The sequence below is a fragment of the Halosimplex yunnanense genome (assembly GCF_054504345.1).
Genome location: NZ_JBTJEL010000035.1, coordinates 45909 through 62254 on the forward strand (window position 1 = coordinate 45909; position 16346 = coordinate 62254).

At 67.4% G+C, this 16346-nt stretch carries 17 protein-coding genes; 7 read left to right on the forward strand and 10 right to left on the reverse strand.

The window, feature by feature from the left end:
- Positions 1 to 26 precede the first annotated feature (26 nt).
- On the forward strand, positions 27 to 1031 hold the full coding sequence (locus tag AB2U09_RS13875; protein WP_459193321.1) for a DUF7544 domain-containing protein: 1005 nt from the start codon (positions 27 to 29) through the stop codon (positions 1029 to 1031).
- Between the two features lie 24 nt (positions 1032 to 1055).
- On the opposite strand, the gene AB2U09_RS13880 is transcribed toward AB2U09_RS13875, so the two are convergent.
- On the reverse strand, positions 1056 to 1604 hold the full coding sequence (locus AB2U09_RS13880; protein WP_459193322.1) for a mechanosensitive ion channel domain-containing protein: 549 nt from the start codon (positions 1602 to 1604) through the stop codon (positions 1056 to 1058).
- A gap of 344 nt (positions 1605 to 1948) precedes the next feature.
- Entirely contained in the window at positions 1949 to 2296 is a 348-nt protein-coding gene (locus AB2U09_RS13885; protein ID WP_459193323.1) for a hypothetical protein, read from the reverse strand.
- 168 nt (positions 2297 to 2464) lie between these two features.
- On the opposite strand from AB2U09_RS13885, the gene AB2U09_RS13890 reads away from it, so the two are divergent.
- Positions 2465 to 3586, forward strand: coding sequence for a tRNA (guanine(26)-N(2))-dimethyltransferase (locus tag AB2U09_RS13890; protein WP_459193324.1), 1122 nt, complete (start codon positions 2465 to 2467; stop codon positions 3584 to 3586).
- A gap of 63 nt (positions 3587 to 3649) precedes the next feature.
- Here the strand turns inward: AB2U09_RS13890 and AB2U09_RS13895 are convergent, their stop codons facing one another.
- Positions 3650 to 4036, reverse strand: coding sequence for a hypothetical protein (locus AB2U09_RS13895; protein WP_459193325.1), 387 nt, complete (start codon positions 4034 to 4036; stop codon positions 3650 to 3652).
- Positions 4037 to 4220: 184 nt separating this feature from the next.
- Between AB2U09_RS13895 and AB2U09_RS13900 the strand changes: the two genes are divergently transcribed.
- From AB2U09_RS13900 to AB2U09_RS13910, 3 genes are all read left to right on the forward strand, one after another.
- Complete coding sequence (locus tag AB2U09_RS13900) at positions 4221 to 5084, forward strand: YihY/virulence factor BrkB family protein (RefSeq protein ID WP_459193326.1); 864 nt, start codon at positions 4221 to 4223, stop codon at positions 5082 to 5084.
- Positions 5081 to 5611: a ribonuclease BN gene (locus AB2U09_RS13905; RefSeq protein WP_459193327.1), complete on the forward strand. Its 531-nt coding sequence runs from the start codon at positions 5081 to 5083 to the stop codon at positions 5609 to 5611. The genes AB2U09_RS13900 and AB2U09_RS13905 overlap by 4 nt, the downstream gene beginning before the upstream one ends.
- 97 nt (positions 5612 to 5708) lie before the next feature.
- Positions 5709 to 6506 carry a PHP-associated domain-containing protein gene (locus AB2U09_RS13910; protein ID WP_459193328.1) on the forward strand — a complete coding sequence of 266 codons (798 nt, stop codon included), beginning with the start codon at positions 5709 to 5711 and terminating at the stop codon, positions 6504 to 6506.
- Between the two features lie 9 nt (positions 6507 to 6515).
- On the opposite strand, the gene AB2U09_RS13915 is transcribed toward AB2U09_RS13910, so the two are convergent.
- The 3 genes from AB2U09_RS13915 to glnA all read right to left on the reverse strand — a co-directional run bounded on the left by AB2U09_RS13915 (position 6516) and on the right by glnA (position 9981).
- Positions 6516 to 7181, reverse strand: coding sequence for a CDP-alcohol phosphatidyltransferase family protein (locus AB2U09_RS13915; RefSeq protein WP_459193329.1), 666 nt, complete (start codon positions 7179 to 7181; stop codon positions 6516 to 6518).
- A 441-nt stretch (positions 7182 to 7622) separates the two neighbouring features.
- Complete coding sequence (locus tag AB2U09_RS13920) at positions 7623 to 8408, reverse strand: endonuclease/exonuclease/phosphatase family protein (protein WP_459193330.1); 786 nt, start codon at positions 8406 to 8408, stop codon at positions 7623 to 7625.
- Positions 8409 to 8610: 202 nt separating this feature from the next.
- Positions 8611 to 9981: a type I glutamate--ammonia ligase gene (gene glnA / locus AB2U09_RS13925; RefSeq protein WP_459193331.1), complete on the reverse strand. Its 1371-nt coding sequence runs from the start codon at positions 9979 to 9981 to the stop codon at positions 8611 to 8613.
- A 127-nt stretch (positions 9982 to 10108) separates the two neighbouring features.
- Between glnA and lrp the strand changes: the two genes are divergently transcribed.
- Entirely contained in the window at positions 10109 to 10564 is a 456-nt protein-coding gene (gene lrp / locus AB2U09_RS13930; protein ID WP_459193332.1) for an HTH-type transcriptional regulator Lrp, read from the forward strand.
- 240 nt (positions 10565 to 10804) lie between these two features.
- Here the strand turns inward: lrp and thsA are convergent, their stop codons facing one another.
- Entirely contained in the window at positions 10805 to 12481 is a 1677-nt protein-coding gene (gene thsA, locus AB2U09_RS13935) for a thermosome subunit alpha (protein ID WP_459193753.1), read from the reverse strand.
- Between the two features lie 230 nt (positions 12482 to 12711).
- Between thsA and AB2U09_RS13940 the strand changes: the two genes are divergently transcribed.
- Positions 12712 to 13245, forward strand: a complete 534-nt coding sequence (locus tag AB2U09_RS13940) for a TspO/MBR family protein (RefSeq protein ID WP_459193333.1) — start codon at positions 12712 to 12714, stop codon at positions 13243 to 13245.
- A 47-nt stretch (positions 13246 to 13292) separates the two neighbouring features.
- On the opposite strand, the gene AB2U09_RS13945 is transcribed toward AB2U09_RS13940, so the two are convergent.
- From AB2U09_RS13945 to AB2U09_RS13955, 3 genes are all read right to left on the reverse strand, one after another.
- The gene (locus AB2U09_RS13945) at positions 13293 to 13718 is read right to left on the reverse strand and encodes a hypothetical protein (RefSeq protein ID WP_459193334.1); all 426 of its coding nucleotides are present in this window, start codon (positions 13716 to 13718) and stop codon (positions 13293 to 13295) included.
- A gap of 258 nt (positions 13719 to 13976) precedes the next feature.
- On the reverse strand, positions 13977 to 15167 hold the full coding sequence (locus AB2U09_RS13950; protein WP_459193335.1) for a hypothetical protein: 1191 nt from the start codon (positions 15165 to 15167) through the stop codon (positions 13977 to 13979).
- A 218-nt stretch (positions 15168 to 15385) separates the two neighbouring features.
- Entirely contained in the window at positions 15386 to 16291 is a 906-nt protein-coding gene (locus tag AB2U09_RS13955) for an alpha/beta fold hydrolase (RefSeq protein WP_459193336.1), read from the reverse strand.
- Positions 16292 to 16346: the final 55 nt, after the last annotated feature.

Sequence of the window (16346 nt, forward strand, 5' to 3'; positions counted from 1 at the left end):
TCTCGACATCGCTCGGACGGTGAGACATGTCGCTGTCCGCACTCGACGCCGTCGACGACGCCTACCGGGCTACCAGCGGCTTCCTCCGGCCGGTCGACCGGACCCGGTGGACGAAACTCGCGCTGATCGGGCTGTTCGTCGGGCTCCCGGCGGCGAACGCCGGCGGCGCACAGTTCGGCGGGGCGGGCGGCGAGGCGCCGACGAACGGCGGCCCGGGCGGAATGCCGGTGGACGGCGGGCCGGTCGAGATCCCCGTCGAAGCGTGGATCGCGGTCGCCGTCGCGGTGGTCGTCGCCGTCGCGCTCGCCCTGGCGCTCGCGCTCGTCGGCTCGGTGATGGAGTTCGTCCTCGTCGAGTCGCTCCGGGAGGAGGACGTCCAGATCCGCGCCTACTGGCGACGGTACTTCCGCCGCGGCCTCAGTTTGTTCGGATTTCGACTGGTCCTCGGGCTGGCGGTGCTGGCCGCCCTGGCGTTGCTCGCGGCGCTCGTATTCGTCCCGCTGGCACTCGGCGACGCCGTCGCGTCGACGGCGCTGCTCGCGATACTGTTGATCCCCGCGTTTCTCGCGATCGTGTTCGTCGCCGCAGTGGTCGGCGCCTTCACGACCGCGTTCGTCGTCCCGGTGATGATGGTCGAGGACTGCGGCGTGCTCGCGGGCTGGCGGCGCTTCTGGCCGACGCTCACGGGTCAGTGGACCGAGTACCTCGCGTACGCCGTCCTCGCGTTCGTCCTCGGACTGGTCGGGAGCGCGCTGGTCGGCGTCGTCACGGCGATCCTCGCCGTCCTGCTGTTGATCCCCTTCGGCGTCCTCGCCGCGGTGGCGTTCGGGCTGTTCGTCCTCGCCGAGCCCGTGGGGATCGCGGCGTTCGTCGTCGTCGGCATCCTGTTCGCCCTCGCGGTGATCGCCGTCGCAGCGTTCGTGCAGGTGCCGGTGATCACCTACCTGCGGTACTACGCACTGTTGGTGCTCGGTGACACGAACGCGGCGTTCGACCTGATCCCCGACCAGCGGGCGGCGGTCCGCGACTGAGCGGAGCGACGGTGATCGCCGCCGTCACTCGGCTTCTTTCGTCCAGCGTTTCTCCACCTCGCGGTTGGCCAGCACCACCGTGTCCCCCTCGTCGAGTTCGAATCGGCTCTTCCGGAGTTCGATAGCGCTGACCGTGCCGGTCATCGACTGGGTGGTGACGCGGTCGCCGGGGTTGAAGTCGGGGTCGCGGAGGAGGTACACGCCGGCGACGGCGTCCTCGATCATCTCCGAGAGGGCGTAAGAGACGCCGAGCGCGATGAACCCGGTCGCGGTCCCGAGGCTCGCCGCCACGTCGCCCATCCCGAGGATCTTCAGGAGGACGAGCCCGGCGCCGAACCAGAGGAAGATCCCGACGACCGTCACCCACAGCTGGGCGATGAGGTCCTGTTCCTCCGGGTAGATACCACGGAGGAACCGGCGGAGCACCAGCAGGATGAGCTTGATCGACACGTACGCGATCGAGACGAAGATGACGGCCATGACGAGCCGCGGGATGGCCGCCCGCAGCGCGGCCGCGAGTTCGGTTATCGTCTCGGCGGCGAGGTCGACCAGAAACCCGACCGGCGTTTGCATAGCGGCCCCAAAGGCCCGCCGATCCAAGAGTTTCGGGGGCGGTTCGACCGGAAACGGAGGGGTTCGGTGCGACGGCGGGGTGGTAGCGGGGCAGTGGCGGTGGCGGAGTGGTTGCAGAGCGGTGGCGGTGTGGGGCGGTGGCGGTGCGGGGCAGTAGCGGAGTGGTAGCAGAACGGGGCGGTGGCGGTGCGGTCAAGCATCCGGCGCCTGCGGCGCCGGTTCACCGGACGCGAGCGAACGCAGTAAGCGAGTCGTCCGGCTTTTTTCACCCATGTTTTTGCGGTCGGGGTTCCCCGCAGCGCGCCTTCGGCGCGCGAGGAAACCCCGGCCGGAAAAAGATGGTTCTACAGGAACTCCCGGACTTCGGAGTACCACATGTCGTGGTGGTCGAGGGCGTCGATGGCGCGGGCGATGCGGACGGCGACGGCGTGCCAGCACAGTTCCTCGGGGTCCTCGTCGTCGAGGTTGTAGGTGGCGTCCTTGCAGTCACAGGAGTCGTCTTCGACGACGTACTCGTCGTCGTGGCCGACGACGACGGTGAAATCGCGGTACTGCTTGACGCGTCGCTCGGAGACGGCTTCGATCGCGCGGGCGCCGCGCTCGCCGTGGGCGTCGAGGATGCGATCGACGGCGTCGGGGGTGAGTTCCCCCGACTCGGCGAGCGCGGTCTCCCAGCGGTCGACCGCGTTCACGATACGACTCCTTTGGGACACCCCGACTAAACAGGTTCGGTGCGGGCACCGGAAATGCGGGCATACCGCCGGCCGGCGGCGGGTACGCCGACGTGAACGGGCGGCGGGTCGAGTCGGCACCGGTCGAGAACGCATCCCTTTTCGCGGTCGCCGGCCAGACACCGACGTATGCGCGTCACCGAGGGAGCGGTCGAGGTCGAGGTGCCCGAGCAGGCCGACGCCGGGGTCGGTGAGGACGTCTTCTTCAACCCCGTCCAGGAGCTAAATCGCGACCTGACCGTCGCCGTTCTGCGCGCCCTCGAAGCCGAGCGCGACGGTGGCGACGACCGGGTCCCGAGCTATCTCGACGCCAACGCCGCCTCCGGCGTTCGCGGGGTCCGCGCCGCCGCGGAGGGGTACGATGCGACGCTCTGTGACGTCGACCCCGACGCGATCGAACTGTGCCGGGAGAACCTCGCGCGCAACGACCTCGACGGGCGGGTCATCCACCGTGACGCGAACGCGCTCATGCACGAGGAGACGTTCGACGTGGTCGACGTGGACCCCTTCGGGACGCCGATCCCCTTCGCCGACGCGGCCTTCCGCGGGGCGAGCCGACTGGTCTGTATCACCGCGACCGACACCGCCCCCCTCTGTGGCGCCCACTTCGAGAGCGGCGTCCGCCACTACTCGGCGGTACCGCGGAACACCGAGTACCACGCCGAGATGGGGCTGCGAGTGCTGATCTCGGCGCTGGTCCGCACCGCGGCGCGCTACGATCTGGCCGCCGAACCCGTCTTCAGCCACGCCACGAAACACTACGCCCGCACCTACCTCCGGCTGGACTCCGGCGCGCAGGCCGCCGACGCGCTGATCGACGAACTCGGCTACGTCGACCACTGCGAGCACTGCCTCTACCGCGAGGCGACCCGCGGGCTGATCGCCGACCCCCTCGACTGGTGCCCCGAGTGCGACGAGGCCATCCAGACGGCGGGACCGATCTGGCTGGGGCGGACCTGCGATCCCGAGTTCGCCCGCGCCGTCCGCGACGCCGTCGACGACGGGATGGGCACAGCGGAGGAAGCGCGCGACCTCTGTGAGACGGTCGCGGCGGAACTGGCGGAGCCGACCCACTACGACCAGCACCGGCTGTGCAAGCGCTGGGGCGTCGGCGCCGGCGCGATGGACGAGTTCCTCGAGCAGTTGCGCGAAGCCGGCCACGCGGCCTCGCGGACGCACTACGGCGGAACGACGTTCAAGACCGACGCCGACGTGACCGAGATCCGCGCGGCGGCGCTCGACGAGGACTGAACGGGCGCTCCAGCGTTCGAAGAGGTGAACAGCCACCGAGAGAGCCGTGGATCCGCCGGCGTCTCACACGTTCGCGAGACGGTCGACGACGCCGTAGACGAGGTGGTAGAACGGACGGAGGAAGTAGTTCAGCATGCCGACGAGGCCGACGAGGCCGCCCAGCGCCTGTATCTCCCCCGGCGACGTGCCGAACCAGAGGACGACGACCACGGCGGCCACCAGCGGGCCGACCCAGAGGTCGGTCGCGACTTCCCGGGCGTCGAGGCCGCCACCGGGCGAGCCGTCGACGTTCGTGGCGACGAAGTACAGGCCGCCTCCGACGATAGCGAGGGCGAGCGCGAGCGGGATCGAGCCGCCGACGCCTGCCGTTCCGGCGGTGACGAGACAGAGGCCGGCAGCGAGCAGGACGACGGTCGAGCGCATCACGACCCCGTCCAGCGAACGGTCCATACTCATCCGTCGCGGCGGCCGAGCCTTGGTCCTTTCGCCACACTGATCGACGAACCGTCACGTGGACCGCCTGTTGTCGGGTGCGAATCGGCGGTCGGCAGTAACGGATCGGTCCCCTATCTCCGCCCCGGCGACGGTCGCTCGCGGCCGGGGCTATTTGTGTCACAGGGCCGCAGTTGGAGGTGTGCAGGGCGATTCGACCGGCGATCGCGCGATCGCGACCGGCCGCGACGCCGTCGCCGTCGTTCGGGAGGTCGTCGCGCTCGTCCGAGAGCGGGAGGTAACCTTCCTGGCGGCCGGAATCGCCTACTACGCGTTCGTCTCCCTGCTGCCGGCGCTCATGCTGTTGTTGGTCGTCGCGTCGGCGGTCGGCGGCGAGGAGCTGGCCGCGCAGATCGTCGCGGTCACCGGCGACGCGCTCTCGCCGGTCGGACGCGACCTCGTGCGGACGACGCTGGTCGACGCCTCCGGGCGCGCGCCGGCGACCATCGTCAGCCTCCCGCTGCTCGCGTGGAGTACGCTCAAGGTGTTCCGCGGGCTCGACGTCGCGTTCTCACGGATCTACGGGACGCAGGCGGCCGCGTCGCTGGTCGGCCGCGTCCGCGACGCGGCGGTCGCGCTCGGGGCGGTCGGCATCGGTCTGGCAGCGCTCGTCGTGGTCGGCACGCTCGTCAGCTACTCCGGCATCGCCTTCGTCGGCCTCGTCGGGACCGTCGGCCTCGTCGTCGTGCTGACCGTCGTCTTCTACCCGCTGTTCTACATCTTCCCCGACACCGGCGGGCCCGTTCGTGAGGCGGCGCCGGGGACGGTCTTCGCCGCCGTCGGCTGGACGCTCCTCGGGACCGGTTTCCGGGTCTACGCGGGTGCGGCGGGGCAGTTCGACGTCTACGGGGCCTTCGGGGCCGTCTTACTGCTGGTAACCTGGTACTACGTGGGGAGCGTGGTCGTCCTCCTGGGGGCGACGCTCAACGCGGTCCTGGCCGAACGGGCGCGAACGACCACCAACACCAAGAGGGAGCCAGGCGACACACCGGACACGCGCATATGACCGATACTGGTGCCGACGACGACGTGTCCGCCGGGGAGGACGAATCGACCGCGCCCCCCGACCCCGGCCCGGCCGCCGACCGCGCGACCGGGACCGATGGCGGGGGCGCGGGCGGGAGCGACGAGTCAGGAGCGCGTGGCGATCCGGGTGCGCGCACGAGTCCGAACCCTGGAGCACCGGACGACGAAGTGGCGGAGTTACGCGAGGAACTGGAGGCGCTGCGCACGCGCATCGACGAGAAGACCGTCCACCGCGACGACATCCGCTCGGAGCTGCGCCGCTACGTCCGCAAGCGCCAGCGCCGCGGTCACGCCACCGGCTGGGGCCCGTATCTGGTCCTCCTCTACGGCACGGCGATGACCATCGGTGCCTTCTACTACCTGAGCAACTGGGTCGCCGTCGCCGCCATGCTCGTCGTCTGGCTCTCCACGCTCGGCCTCTACGTGTTCATGGTCGTCATGGGGTCGTTCATCGCCGTCGGCCGCAAGGCCGCCGGCCTCCGCGACCTCGTCGGCAAGTTCCGCTGAGTTCCCGCGGCCGTCGCCCGTCGGCGGACTCCTCGACCGCCAGCGGGCGGCTTCGTTCCTTCGTAACACATAAAGCTCGGCTTACGTACTCATCAGCATGGTTCGGGGCGGCGGATCGACCGACGGCGAGTCGCGCGTGGACCTCCACGTCAAGATCCTCGACGAAGGTGTCATCCGCCGGGCCAAGGCCGTCGGCCTCGACGCCATCGTCTACGCCCCCCACTTCGAGCACCTGTCGACGATCCGCGAACGGGCCGCCCGCTTCTCCGACGACGAGCTGCTCGTCGTCCCCGGCCGGGAGTTCTTCACCGGCAAGTGGTCCAACCGCAGGCACGTCCTCGCGGTCGACCCCGACGAGCCGGTCCCCGACTTCCTCACCCTCGAAGACACGATGGCCGAGATCGCCGACCACGACGCCGGCGTCCTCGTCCCCCACCCCGAGTTTCTCACTCTCAGCATGACCGAGTCGGACATCGCGACCTACGCCGACCGCGTCGATGCCGTCGAGGTGTACAACCCGAAACACTGGCCGTGGGACGACCGCCGTGCCCGCGAGATCGCCCGCGAGTCCGGCCTCCAGACCTACATCTCGTCGTACGCCCACCTTACTCCGACCATCGGCGAGGCCTGGGTCGAGTTCGAGCGCGAGATCGACTCCGCCGACGACCTGGTCGAAGCCCTGCGCTCGGACGCACCGCGGCGGATGTACCACCGCCACGGCCTCACGCACGTCCTCAAACGCCGCGTCGAGTTCGCCCACCTCGGCTGGGAGAACTCCTACGACAAGTTCAAGCGCGTCGTGCTGGAAGGCGATGAGCCCACCCACCCCGCCGGCGACTACCCCGACCGCTTCGCCGACATGAACGCCTACGGTGAAGACGGCGGCATCCTGTAGGCGACGGCCTCAGCTCAGCGTCGCCAGCCAGTCCACGAGTTCCTCGTACAGCAGGAGCCTGACGACGAGCGCGTACGCCGCGACGACCCCGATTGTCGCCGCGACGGCTCCGCGCCGGTCGTGAACCCACGGGCGCTCGGACAGCTCGCGGGCGACGAACACCACGTAATCGGTGATCGCCAGCGCCGAGGCGAGTCCAGTCGCCCACAGCAGCGTCTCCGTCGCCGCGACCGACGGGACCAGCATCGCGATCATCGCGAGGAACTGCAGGTTCGTGACGACCTTGCCGGGCAGGCGCGCCTGCACCTTGCTCGTGTCGAAGCCGTACAGCGGCACCAGCGGCACCAGCGAGACGACGAAGATGTCGCGGGCGAAGAAGAGGACGAGGTAGGCGAGCGGCAGGTCGAGCCGCGGGAACAGGATCGCGACGACGACCAGCGCCGTGAACTTGTCCAGCGCCGGGTCCAGCATCGCGCCGAGTTCCGTCGTCTGGTCGAGTTTGCGGGCGACCCAGCCGTCGACGCCATCCGAGAAGACGATCAGCGCGAAGAGAACGTACCGCAGCGGCGAATCGAGCGTGAACGCGATCCCCGCGACCAGCGGCAGCCGGGACAGCGAGATCAGGTTCGGGACGGTCCATATCTCGCCCGCCCGTTCCCGCCACTCGATACTCATGGTGCTGAGTTGCTCCTCGGTCGTGCATGTGTCCACCGATCTGTGTTGCGAGTGATTGGCCCCGTCGTCGCGACTATCGCAGGAGTTCGCCGTGAGCAGTGTGGGGCCACGGCGCGCTCGCTAGCTGAAGACGTCACCGCAGGGTGTGCTAAGAGTTGAAAGCCCTCGGCGCGCTCGCGGTCGCTGAGACGGGATATCCGCGCTCCCCGCACCGCCCGCGCGGATAGTGGCCCGCTCAGGCGACTACACAAACGCGAGCCCGCCTCGCCCTTTCAGTCCGCCAGGGACAGCACCCGCACCGCCACAGCACCGCAGACGGCCACACCCTCCCCAGCCGATTGCGCTTCTCGGCCTGCGGCCTGCGATGCTCGTCCCTCGCACGGCTCCGTCGCGGCATGAACGCCGCGACAGCGCGCGCCACGGCAGAAGACGAGTGGTCGGTCACACCGGCGGTTGGTCGTCGAACTCGAAGACCACGGGCCGGTGGTCCGAGATCTGGACGTCGATGACGTCACAGCGGGTCGGCTGGATGCCGGGGGAGGCGAGGAAGAAATCGAGCGTCCGCGTCTCGGAGACGAGCGTGTCGAACGGCCGCTTCGGGACGGTCTCGCCGGGGTTGTGCAGGACCAGCCCGGTCTCTTCGAGGGCCTGCTCGACCTCGTCGAGGCCGTCGTAGGCGTTGAAGTCGCCGCAGACGACGACGCGGTCCCGCTCGGCGACGATCGCGGCGATCTCGTCGAGTTGCTTGCGCCGGCCGCGGCCGCTCATCGCGAGGTGGACGCCGAAGATCGAGAGCCCGTCCACTCGCACTTCGGTGACGAGGCGCTTCGGGCCGGTTTCGAGGTAGTGGGCTTCGATGGCCGCGCCGAGGTCGTCGCGGACGAGCAGGCCGTTCGAGAGGTGCGAGAGCACGGGGAGCTGGCCGAGGACGTTACCGTCGCCGTACTTCGCGTCGGCGCGGGCGTGGTAGGCGAGGCCGCGCTCGGTGAGCATCTCGGCGAGGCGGGTGACCTGCCCCTCGGTCATCGTCCGCACCGACCCCTGATCGACTTCGAGGAGGCAGACCACGTCGGGGCGCTCCTCGGCGATGACGTCCGCGAGGCGCTCGGTGGCGCGCTCCTCGGCGGCGTCGCTGCCGAGCAACCCCCGGTGGGGTTTCAGCGCGTATTCGCGGAGCGATCCGTCGTAATCGAGCAGGTAGCCGGCGTTACACGAGAGTATCTTCACACGTTCTCCGTCGCCCGTGGAGGCGACTGGCCGTCGTTGACGGCACAGAGCCGGTAAGGACCTATAAAGCCGACGGTGACGTGTCAGCAGAGCAGGGTCACAGCGGCGGCTCCGCGGCGATCGGCCAGCGAAAGAGAGTCCGGGGCGACCGCCCCGAGGGCGTCAGATCCGGCAACCCGCAGCCGAGAGCGTCGGTGGCGACTTAGAACGTCTCGAGGTAGCGGTCGAGCTCCCAGTCGGAGACGTCGACGCGGTAGTCGTCGTACTCCTGGGTCTTCGCCTCGACGAAGTTCTCGTAGACGTGCTCGCCGAGGGCGTCCTGGACGACCTCGTCCGATTCGAGCGCGTCGAGCGCCTCGCCGAGGTTGGTCGGCAGCGTGGTGATGCCGTACTCCTCGCGTTTGGCCTCGTCGAACTCGTAGATGTTCTCGCGGACCGGGTCGTCGCAGTCGAGCTCGCGCTCGATGCCGTCGAGACCGGCGTGGATGAGCGCGGCGAAGGCGAGATACGGGTTACACGACGGGTCCGGGAAGCGCGCCTCGATGCGGGAGGCGGTCGGGACGCGCGCGGCGGGCTTGCGGATGAGCGCCGAGCGGTTCCGGTCGGACCAGGCGACGTAGACCGGCGCCTCGTAGCCGGGCACCAGGCGCTTGTAGGAGTTGACCGTCGGGTTGGAGACGGCGGCGATGGCCGGTGCGTGGTCGAGGATGCCGGCGATGAACTGCTTGGCCGTCTCGCTCAGGTCGAACTCGTCGTCGCCGTCGTGGAAGGCGTTCTCGCCGTCCTCGAACAGCGAGAAGTGCGTGTGCATACCCGAGCCGTTGATGCGCGGAATGGGCTTGGGCATGAACGTCGCGTGCAGGTCGTGCTCGGCGGCGATAGCGCGGACGACCGAGCGGAAGGTGGCGACGTTGTCGGCCGTCGACAGCGCGTCGTCGTAGGTGAAGTTGATCTCGTGTTGGCCCTGGGCGACCTCGTGATGGGAGGCCTCGATGTCGAAGCCCATGTCCTCGAGACCGAAGATGATGTCGCGGCGCACGTCCTGGGCGAGGTCCTTCGGGGCGAGGTCGAAGTAGCCGCCGGCGTCGTTAGTCTTGGTCGTCGCGCGACCCTCCTCGTCCTCCTCGAAGAGGAAGAACTCGGGCTCGGGCGCGGCGTTGACGGTGTAGCCCATGTCCTCGGCGCGCTGGATGGCGCGCTTGAGGACACCGCGCGGGTCACCGGAGAACGGCTGGCCGCTGGACGTGTCGATCACGTCGCAGATGAGGCGGCCGGCCGCGCTGTCGTCGTCGTTGCGCCACGGGAGCACGGCGAACGTCGACGGGTCCGGGTCGAGCCGCATGTCCGACTCCTGGATGCGGACGAAGCCGTTGATCGACGACCCGTCGAAGTAGATACCCTCGGTGAACGCCTTCTCGGCCTGGTCGGCCGGTACCGAGACGTTCTTGACCGTCCCCAGAATGTCCGTGAACTGCAGGCGCAGGAAGTCGACGTTCTTCTCCTCTATCTCGTCGAGGACGTCCTGTGCCTCCGCGGAGAGACCCCCGTCCGGTTGCGCGTTTTCGCTTGTCATGTTTATCGACACCCGAACGGTAGACCCATAGTATTAAAATCCTGTCCATCTGCGCAATTCTTCCCCTTCGCCGAACGGAATTGAATATTCGTAAAATTCTAATGCCCGGGGAGACTCACTGGGTGTAATGACGTACGAAAATCTCGACCGCAAGTTGGTAAACGCGCTGCTGGGCGACGGGCGAGCGAGCCTCCGGAGCCTCGGCGAGGATCTTGACGTGTCGGTGACGACCGTCTCGAACCACCTCTCGGACCTGGAAGAAGACGGCATCATTCAGGGGTACACGCCGAAAGTCGACTACGACAAACTCGGCTACGACGTGACGGCAGTCCTCCAGCTGAAAGTCGAGGGGAGCGCGCTGCCGGACGTCACCGAGCGCCTGCGCGACCACGAACAGATGGTCTCCGTCTACGAGGTCACCGGCGACTACGACATCATCGCCATCGGCAAGTTCACCGACACCGACGGTATGAACAAGCACATCAAGGAGCTGCTGGTCGACCCCGAGATCAAAGAGTCCAACACTAGCGTCGTGCTCAACGCCGCGACCGAGCACGAACAGTTCGAGCTCGAGACCGAGTAGTACCCCCCACTCGGCGGGCATTCGAACTGCCCCTTTCTGACCGGGCGACGCGACGGAGCGGCGGCACTGTGGGCGACTGCCCTTCTATCGCCACCAGTCGAACCGAGAGCGGCCGCTACGTGCCGATATCCAGGGCTCAGCGGGCGAAAACGAGAGAAGCCGCAGATGTGGAGAGATCTCCAATAATCGTCGGCGGTACGAGGGTCGGTGGTTGCGGTGGGCAGTGATGTCGGCCGACGTTTACATCATGCCGCCCATGCCGCCACCCATGCCGCCCATGCCGCCCATGCCGCCGGGCGCGCCGCCGGGGCCGCCGGGTCCGCCGGCCTCGTCGTCGTCATCGGTGCCGCCGCCCTTGAGGTCGCCGGCCGCGATGACGTCGTCGATGCGGAGGATCATGACGGACGCCTCGGTGGCGCTCTCGACGGCCTGGGTCTTCACGCGGAGAGGCTCGACGACGCCCTCCTCGACCATGTCGACGGTGTCGCCGGTGTAGGCGTCGAGGCCGACCTGGTGGTTGCCGGAGTCGTGCTGGGCGCGCAGGTCGACCAGCGAGTCGATCGGGTCGAGGCCCGCGTTCTCGGCGAGCGTGCGCGGGACGACGTCGATGGCGTCGGCGAACGCCTCGACGGCCAGCTGCTCGCGGCCGCCGACGGAGTCGGCGAAGTCGCGGAGTTCGAGCGCGAGGTGGGCCTCGGGCGCGCCGCCGCCGGGCAGGACGGCGCCGTCCTCGAGGGTCACCGAGACGACACCGAGGGAGTCCTCGATGGCGCGCTCGACCTCGTCGGCGACGTGCTCGGTGCCGCCGCGGAGGATCATGGTGACGGCCTTCGCGTCGTCGACGTCCTCGACGAAGATGCGCTCGTCGCCGGCGACGTCCTTCTGGGCGACGGAGCCGGCGTAGCCGAGGTCCTCCTCGGAGACGTCGTCGATGTTGGAGGCGATGCGGCCGCCGGTGGCTCGCGAGAGCGCCTTCATCGTGGACTTCTTCGCGCGGCGGACCGCGAGGATGCCGCGCTGGGCGAGGTAGTGCTGGGCCATGTCGTCGATGCCCTTCTGGGCGATGACGACGTCGGCGCCCGCCTCGTCGAGCGTGTCGACGTACTCCTCGAGTTGCTGCTCTTCCTGATCGAGGAACTGCTGGAGCTGGTCGGGGTCGGTGACGTTGACCTCGGTGTCCAGTTCCGTCTCGGGCACCTCGATGGCCGTGTCGAGGAGCGCGACGTTGGCGTCCTCGACGGCGTAGGGCATGTTCTCGTGGACGCGCTCCTTGTCGATGATGACGCCCTCGACGAGCTCGGACTCGTCGATGGAGCCGCCGACGACGGTCTCGAGCTGGATGTTGTCGGTGTCGACGCCGTCCTCGTCGGCGACCGCCTGCACGGCGTTGACGACGAGCGTCGAGAGGGTGTCCTTCGCGTTCTCGGCGCCCTTGCCGGTCATCGCCGTGGCGGCGATGGATTCGAGGATCTCGGTGTCGTCGGCGTCGACCTCGATGGCGATGTCCTCGAGAGCCTCCTTGGCCTTCTCGGCGGCCTGGCGGTAGCCCTGCGCGAGGATGGTGGCGTGGATGTCCTGGTCGAGGAGGTCCTCGGCCTTGCCCAGCAGTTCACCGGAGATGACGACCGCCGTCGTCGTGCCGTCGCCGACCTCGTCCTCCTGGGTCTGGGCGACTTCGACGATCATGTTGGCGGCGGGGTGCTCGATGTCCATCTCCTCGAGGATGGTGACGCCGTCGTTCGTGACGACGACCGACCCGGCGTCGTCGACGAGCATCTTGTCCATCCCCTTCGGACCGAGTGTCGTGCGTACGGACTCGGCAACGGCCTTCCCGGCCGTGATGTTCATCGACTGTGCGTCCTTGCCCGAGGTTCGCTGCGAGTCCTCGGACATGATGATGAGGGGTTGGTTACCCATCTGCTGAGCCATAGTCAAGAGAGAGGTTGATTGCGATTCTATATAAATCTACTGGTGGTGGGCGGCGTAGACTTCGCTGGACGCCCGACGGTCGCATGTGAAAACGTATCAAAGCCGATTTATGTATCAGTAGTGGCCGGAAACGCGGTCGGAACGGGGCGAGATCGGACGAGCCCGAGCGCCGCCGGGGCCGGGGTAGCACATTTCCCCGTCCGGGCCGAACTGGGCGTATGAACGAGACGCGAACCGCCGGATCCGGGGGCTGGGGACGCGACCGCGTGCTGACGGTGATTGCGGGGGTCATCCTCGTGAACCTCGTCGGCGCGGCACCGGCGATCCTGTCGGGGCCGGGCTCCACGTGGTTCCAGAATCTGGTCAAGCCCGATATCTACCCCCCGCCGTGGCTGTTCGGCGTCGTCTGGACGCTCCTGTTCACCCTGATGGGCGTCGCCCTCGCGCTCGTGTGGCTGGCCGACGACGGGAGCGCGGTCGCGGACGGCCGCGACGGCTGGACCGCTCGGAAGGTGGCGCTCGTGCTCTTCGCAGGACAGATGGTCCTCAACGTCGCCTGGACGCCCGCGTTCTTCGCAGCGCAGAACCTGCTGGCGGGACTCGTGGTGATCGTCGCGCTGTGGCCCGCTGTACTCGCGACGATATGGGCGTTCGACCGCGTCGACCGCCGCGCGGCGCTGTTGCTCGTGCCGTATCTCGCCTGGGTCACCTTCGCCGCGGTGTTGAACTACCAGTTCTGGGCGCTGAACTGAGCGGCGAACGATCGACCCGGCCCCTCACCTCCGGTCAGAGCACGCTATCAGCGTTCTGTAGAAGGGCCTGCCAGTATCTGCTGACGGCGTTTGATAGCTTCGAACGATGTCGGATTATCGGCGAGGAAATACAGTGTCCCGGTTTCGAGATCACGCCGGTCGGGAATCTCGCTCGGCACCGAGACTCCTGTGACGCCAGTTGGAACGTACGTTAGCCAGTGGACAGGAATGGCCTCGTCGGTATCGTTCTCGAACCACTCGATGGGTGGTGTGGGGTCTCCCTGTCCAGTATCGACGCCGAACCCGACTACCATATCCGGAGCGGTATGCGCTTCGACCAGACACACTACATCACCGATATCCGCAGCGTCGACAGCGTCGTCGGACTCGAAATAGACGCCGTCGACCGAGATGGCGAGTGTATCGGCCGAACTGCGTTCACCAGCCGTATTCAGACCGTCTGAGGGGTTCACGTGTAACAGGTAATGGAACCCGTCGTACTAGAACTGAACAGCGCCTTGGCCGTGTTCGACGACGTAGTCCACGGCTCGAGACGGCGGAATTTGTTCGGGGAGATATTCCGATTCCGCGCCGATATACAGTACAGTATCGAGTTCATCGTCCGCAGCGTGGTCTGTGCGTTGCTGTAACTCGGTAAGCATCGAGCGAAGTTCGCTCGATCCGATCGGCGCTTCGAACCCGAACTCTACCTGGACATTTTCGATCATTAGTTAGCAGGGCGAGAGTCCATTCTCCGTCCGCACGCTACAATCTATATCCTTGCGGTCGAGTAGGTTTTTCACATCGTCGGTTGGCACCGTTTCGAAGTGGACTTCGATATCACCACTCAGTCCATTCTCACCCTGATACTTTTTCAGTACCGTAATTTTCTGTGCCAACTGATTGTACTTCGTGTCACCGCTGGAAACTGAACTGAAGTCACTCTTCGATTCGACGAGATCGTCGTTTCGGGTGATGACATCGATGTCGGTCGAACCGACGGAAGTGGTGATATCTCGTTCGAATTCGACGACATCCCGTCCAGCTTCTTCCAGTTGATCCGCGGGTTTCAGTTCGTTTTTCGCCCCCCGGAAGTTTCCACCGGCATCCGCCTCGGTAACGTCACGGAACACTTCATCGACCCCACTCGTGTCTTGGAACTTCGTTCCATACTCTGCAAATTCCTCGATTTCACCCGTACCAACCCCTCCATCTCGATACAAGCGGGCAACGTTCTCTCGGAGCGCCTCTCCGGACGAGATCTCTAATAGATTCTCTGTTGCGGTGCTGTCCAAGTCCCGTATCAGTTCGACCCCGTCGTTGCCAGTCTGGCCGATCAGCTCGAACGCCCGCCGCTGTTCGGTCTCGTCGAGGGCCCGAATCGTCGAAACCACGTCGGCGTTGCCCGGTTCGTCCAGCTTGCGCGCGACCGTCGCCGTCTCCGAAGCCGACAGGTCGCCGTCGTCGGACGCCCGCAACAGCGCCGCCCGCGTCTCGTCGGGCAACTCCGCGTTGAACACGGCACCGAAGTCCGTCTCGCCTAACTCGCGCTGCAGGAGTGCAGCCTTCTGGCCGCCGTCGGTCAGCGCTTCGAGTCCGGTGTCGTCACCACTGCCACCGCTGCCACGGATCCGGCGGTAGTACGCCCGGAGTTGCGTTCGCCCACGTTCGCTCAACCCGCGCAGAACGCCACTCGGTGTGTTCCCCACCCGGCGCGACAGCGACCACGACCGGCCGACGGTCCCGGCACCCGAGAGCGTCTTTCGGAGCCTGTCGGGAGCATCCACGTCGACCCGCGAGACGACCCGCCGCGTGACCTTCGTCCCGATGCGACTCGCGGGGGCGCTGACGAAGCGGGTATTCGCTGCTTTGTAGTACCCCACTGCGGCCGTCACACGGGTCCTATCGGCCAGTTCCTGCACCCTGTCGATCTTCTTGACCTGCCCGGTCGCCGCCGACTGGGCGACCTCGAAGACGAGCAGACCGGCGTAGTACCCCTTCCGGAAGTCCTCGTACAGTTCCTGATTCGCGGCCTCGCCCTGCCGGTAGTAGAGATTGGCCGTCTTCTGTTGGCGCTGGTATCCCTGGACCAGCAACCCAGGAACGTCTTCGAGGGTACAGAACAGCGACCGAGCGGTCGTCAGTCGTCGCGACCGGTTTCAGTTTTCAGGTGACCGATCAGCGCGTCGTTGACCCGCTCGGGTTCCTCGTCGTGGACCCAGTGGGACGCCCACGGGATCCGTTCGAGTTGCCCGTCAGTGCAGTAGTTGACGCTCTCCAGGGCCAACTGGGGCAACAGCGCCACGTCTTCGTCGCCCCAGACGACGAGCGTCGGCGCCTCGACGGTCTCGCGGGGCGGTGCGTCCGGCCGGCGGGCGTACGCCCGGTACCAGTTCACCGCGCCGCGGATCGCGCCCTGTCGCCGCCAGGCGTCGCGGTAGTGTTCCAGGTCCTCGTCGGAGAACGCGCCCGGGTTGGCGCTCCCTTCGAGCACGTCGAGCATCCCCTGGGCGTCGTTGCGTCCGAGGAACAGTTCGGGCAGACTCGGGATCTGGAGGGCGAACACGTACCAGCTCCGGAGTAACTGCCGCGGGTTCGACCGCAGCGTCCGCCGCATCGCCGACGGGTGCGGGACGTTGATGATCCCGAGGCGGTCGACGACGGCGGGGTACCGGAGCGCGAGGTCCCAGGCCACCATCGCGCCCCAGTCGTGACCGACCACGTGCGCGCTGTCGCTGTCCTCGGCGGCCACGAGTTCGGCGATGTCACCCGAGAGTTCCCGCATCCGGTAGGCGTCGAGGCCGCGGGGTTTCTCGCTGCGGTTGTACCCCCGCTGGTCCGGGACGGCGACGCGGAAGCCCGCGTCGACGAGGGCGGGGATCTGGTGGCGCCAGCCGTACCAGAAGTCCGGGAAGCCGTGCAGGAGGACGACCAGCGGGTCCGCGGGGTCGCCGGCCGTGACGACGTGCAAATCGACGCCGTTGACGGTCCGACGGGTCGACTCAGCGGAAGGGAGGTCGAGCAGCGTCGCGTCCGTGGCGGTCATACTAACCACTCCGTGCGGGACGCCCGTGTATATTCTGGTCGGCTGACGGGTCGAG

What these genes read in the sequence shown, in the direction of transcription:
- AB2U09_RS13875 (WP_459193321.1), top strand. Translation starts at nt 27, where the DNA reads ATGTCGCTGTCCGCACTCGACGCCGTCGACGACGCCTACCGGGCTACC.
- AB2U09_RS13880 (WP_459193322.1), bottom strand. Translation starts at nt 1,604, where the DNA reads ATGCAAACGCCGGTCGGGTTTCTGGTCGACCTCGCCGCCGAGACGATA.
- AB2U09_RS13890 (WP_459193324.1), top strand. Translation starts at nt 2,465, where the DNA reads ATGCGCGTCACCGAGGGAGCGGTCGAGGTCGAGGTGCCCGAGCAGGCC.
- AB2U09_RS13895 (WP_459193325.1), bottom strand. Translation starts at nt 4,036, where the DNA reads ATGGACCGTTCGCTGGACGGGGTCGTGATGCGCTCGACCGTCGTCCTG.
- AB2U09_RS13905 (WP_459193327.1), top strand. Translation starts at nt 5,081, where the DNA reads ATGACCGATACTGGTGCCGACGACGACGTGTCCGCCGGGGAGGACGAA.
- AB2U09_RS13910 (WP_459193328.1), top strand. Translation starts at nt 5,709, where the DNA reads ATGGTTCGGGGCGGCGGATCGACCGACGGCGAGTCGCGCGTGGACCTC.
- AB2U09_RS13915 (WP_459193329.1), bottom strand. Translation starts at nt 7,181, where the DNA reads ATGAGTATCGAGTGGCGGGAACGGGCGGGCGAGATATGGACCGTCCCG.
- glnA (WP_459193331.1), bottom strand. Translation starts at nt 9,981, where the DNA reads ATGACAAGCGAAAACGCGCAACCGGACGGGGGTCTCTCCGCGGAGGCA.
- lrp (WP_459193332.1), top strand. Translation starts at nt 10,109, where the DNA reads ATGACGTACGAAAATCTCGACCGCAAGTTGGTAAACGCGCTGCTGGGC.
- thsA (WP_459193753.1), bottom strand. Translation starts at nt 12,481, where the DNA reads ATGGGTAACCAACCCCTCATCATCATGTCCGAGGACTCGCAGCGAACC.
- AB2U09_RS13940 (WP_459193333.1), top strand. Translation starts at nt 12,712, where the DNA reads ATGAACGAGACGCGAACCGCCGGATCCGGGGGCTGGGGACGCGACCGC.
- AB2U09_RS13955 (WP_459193336.1), bottom strand. Translation starts at nt 16,291, where the DNA reads ATGACCGCCACGGACGCGACGCTGCTCGACCTCCCTTCCGCTGAGTCG.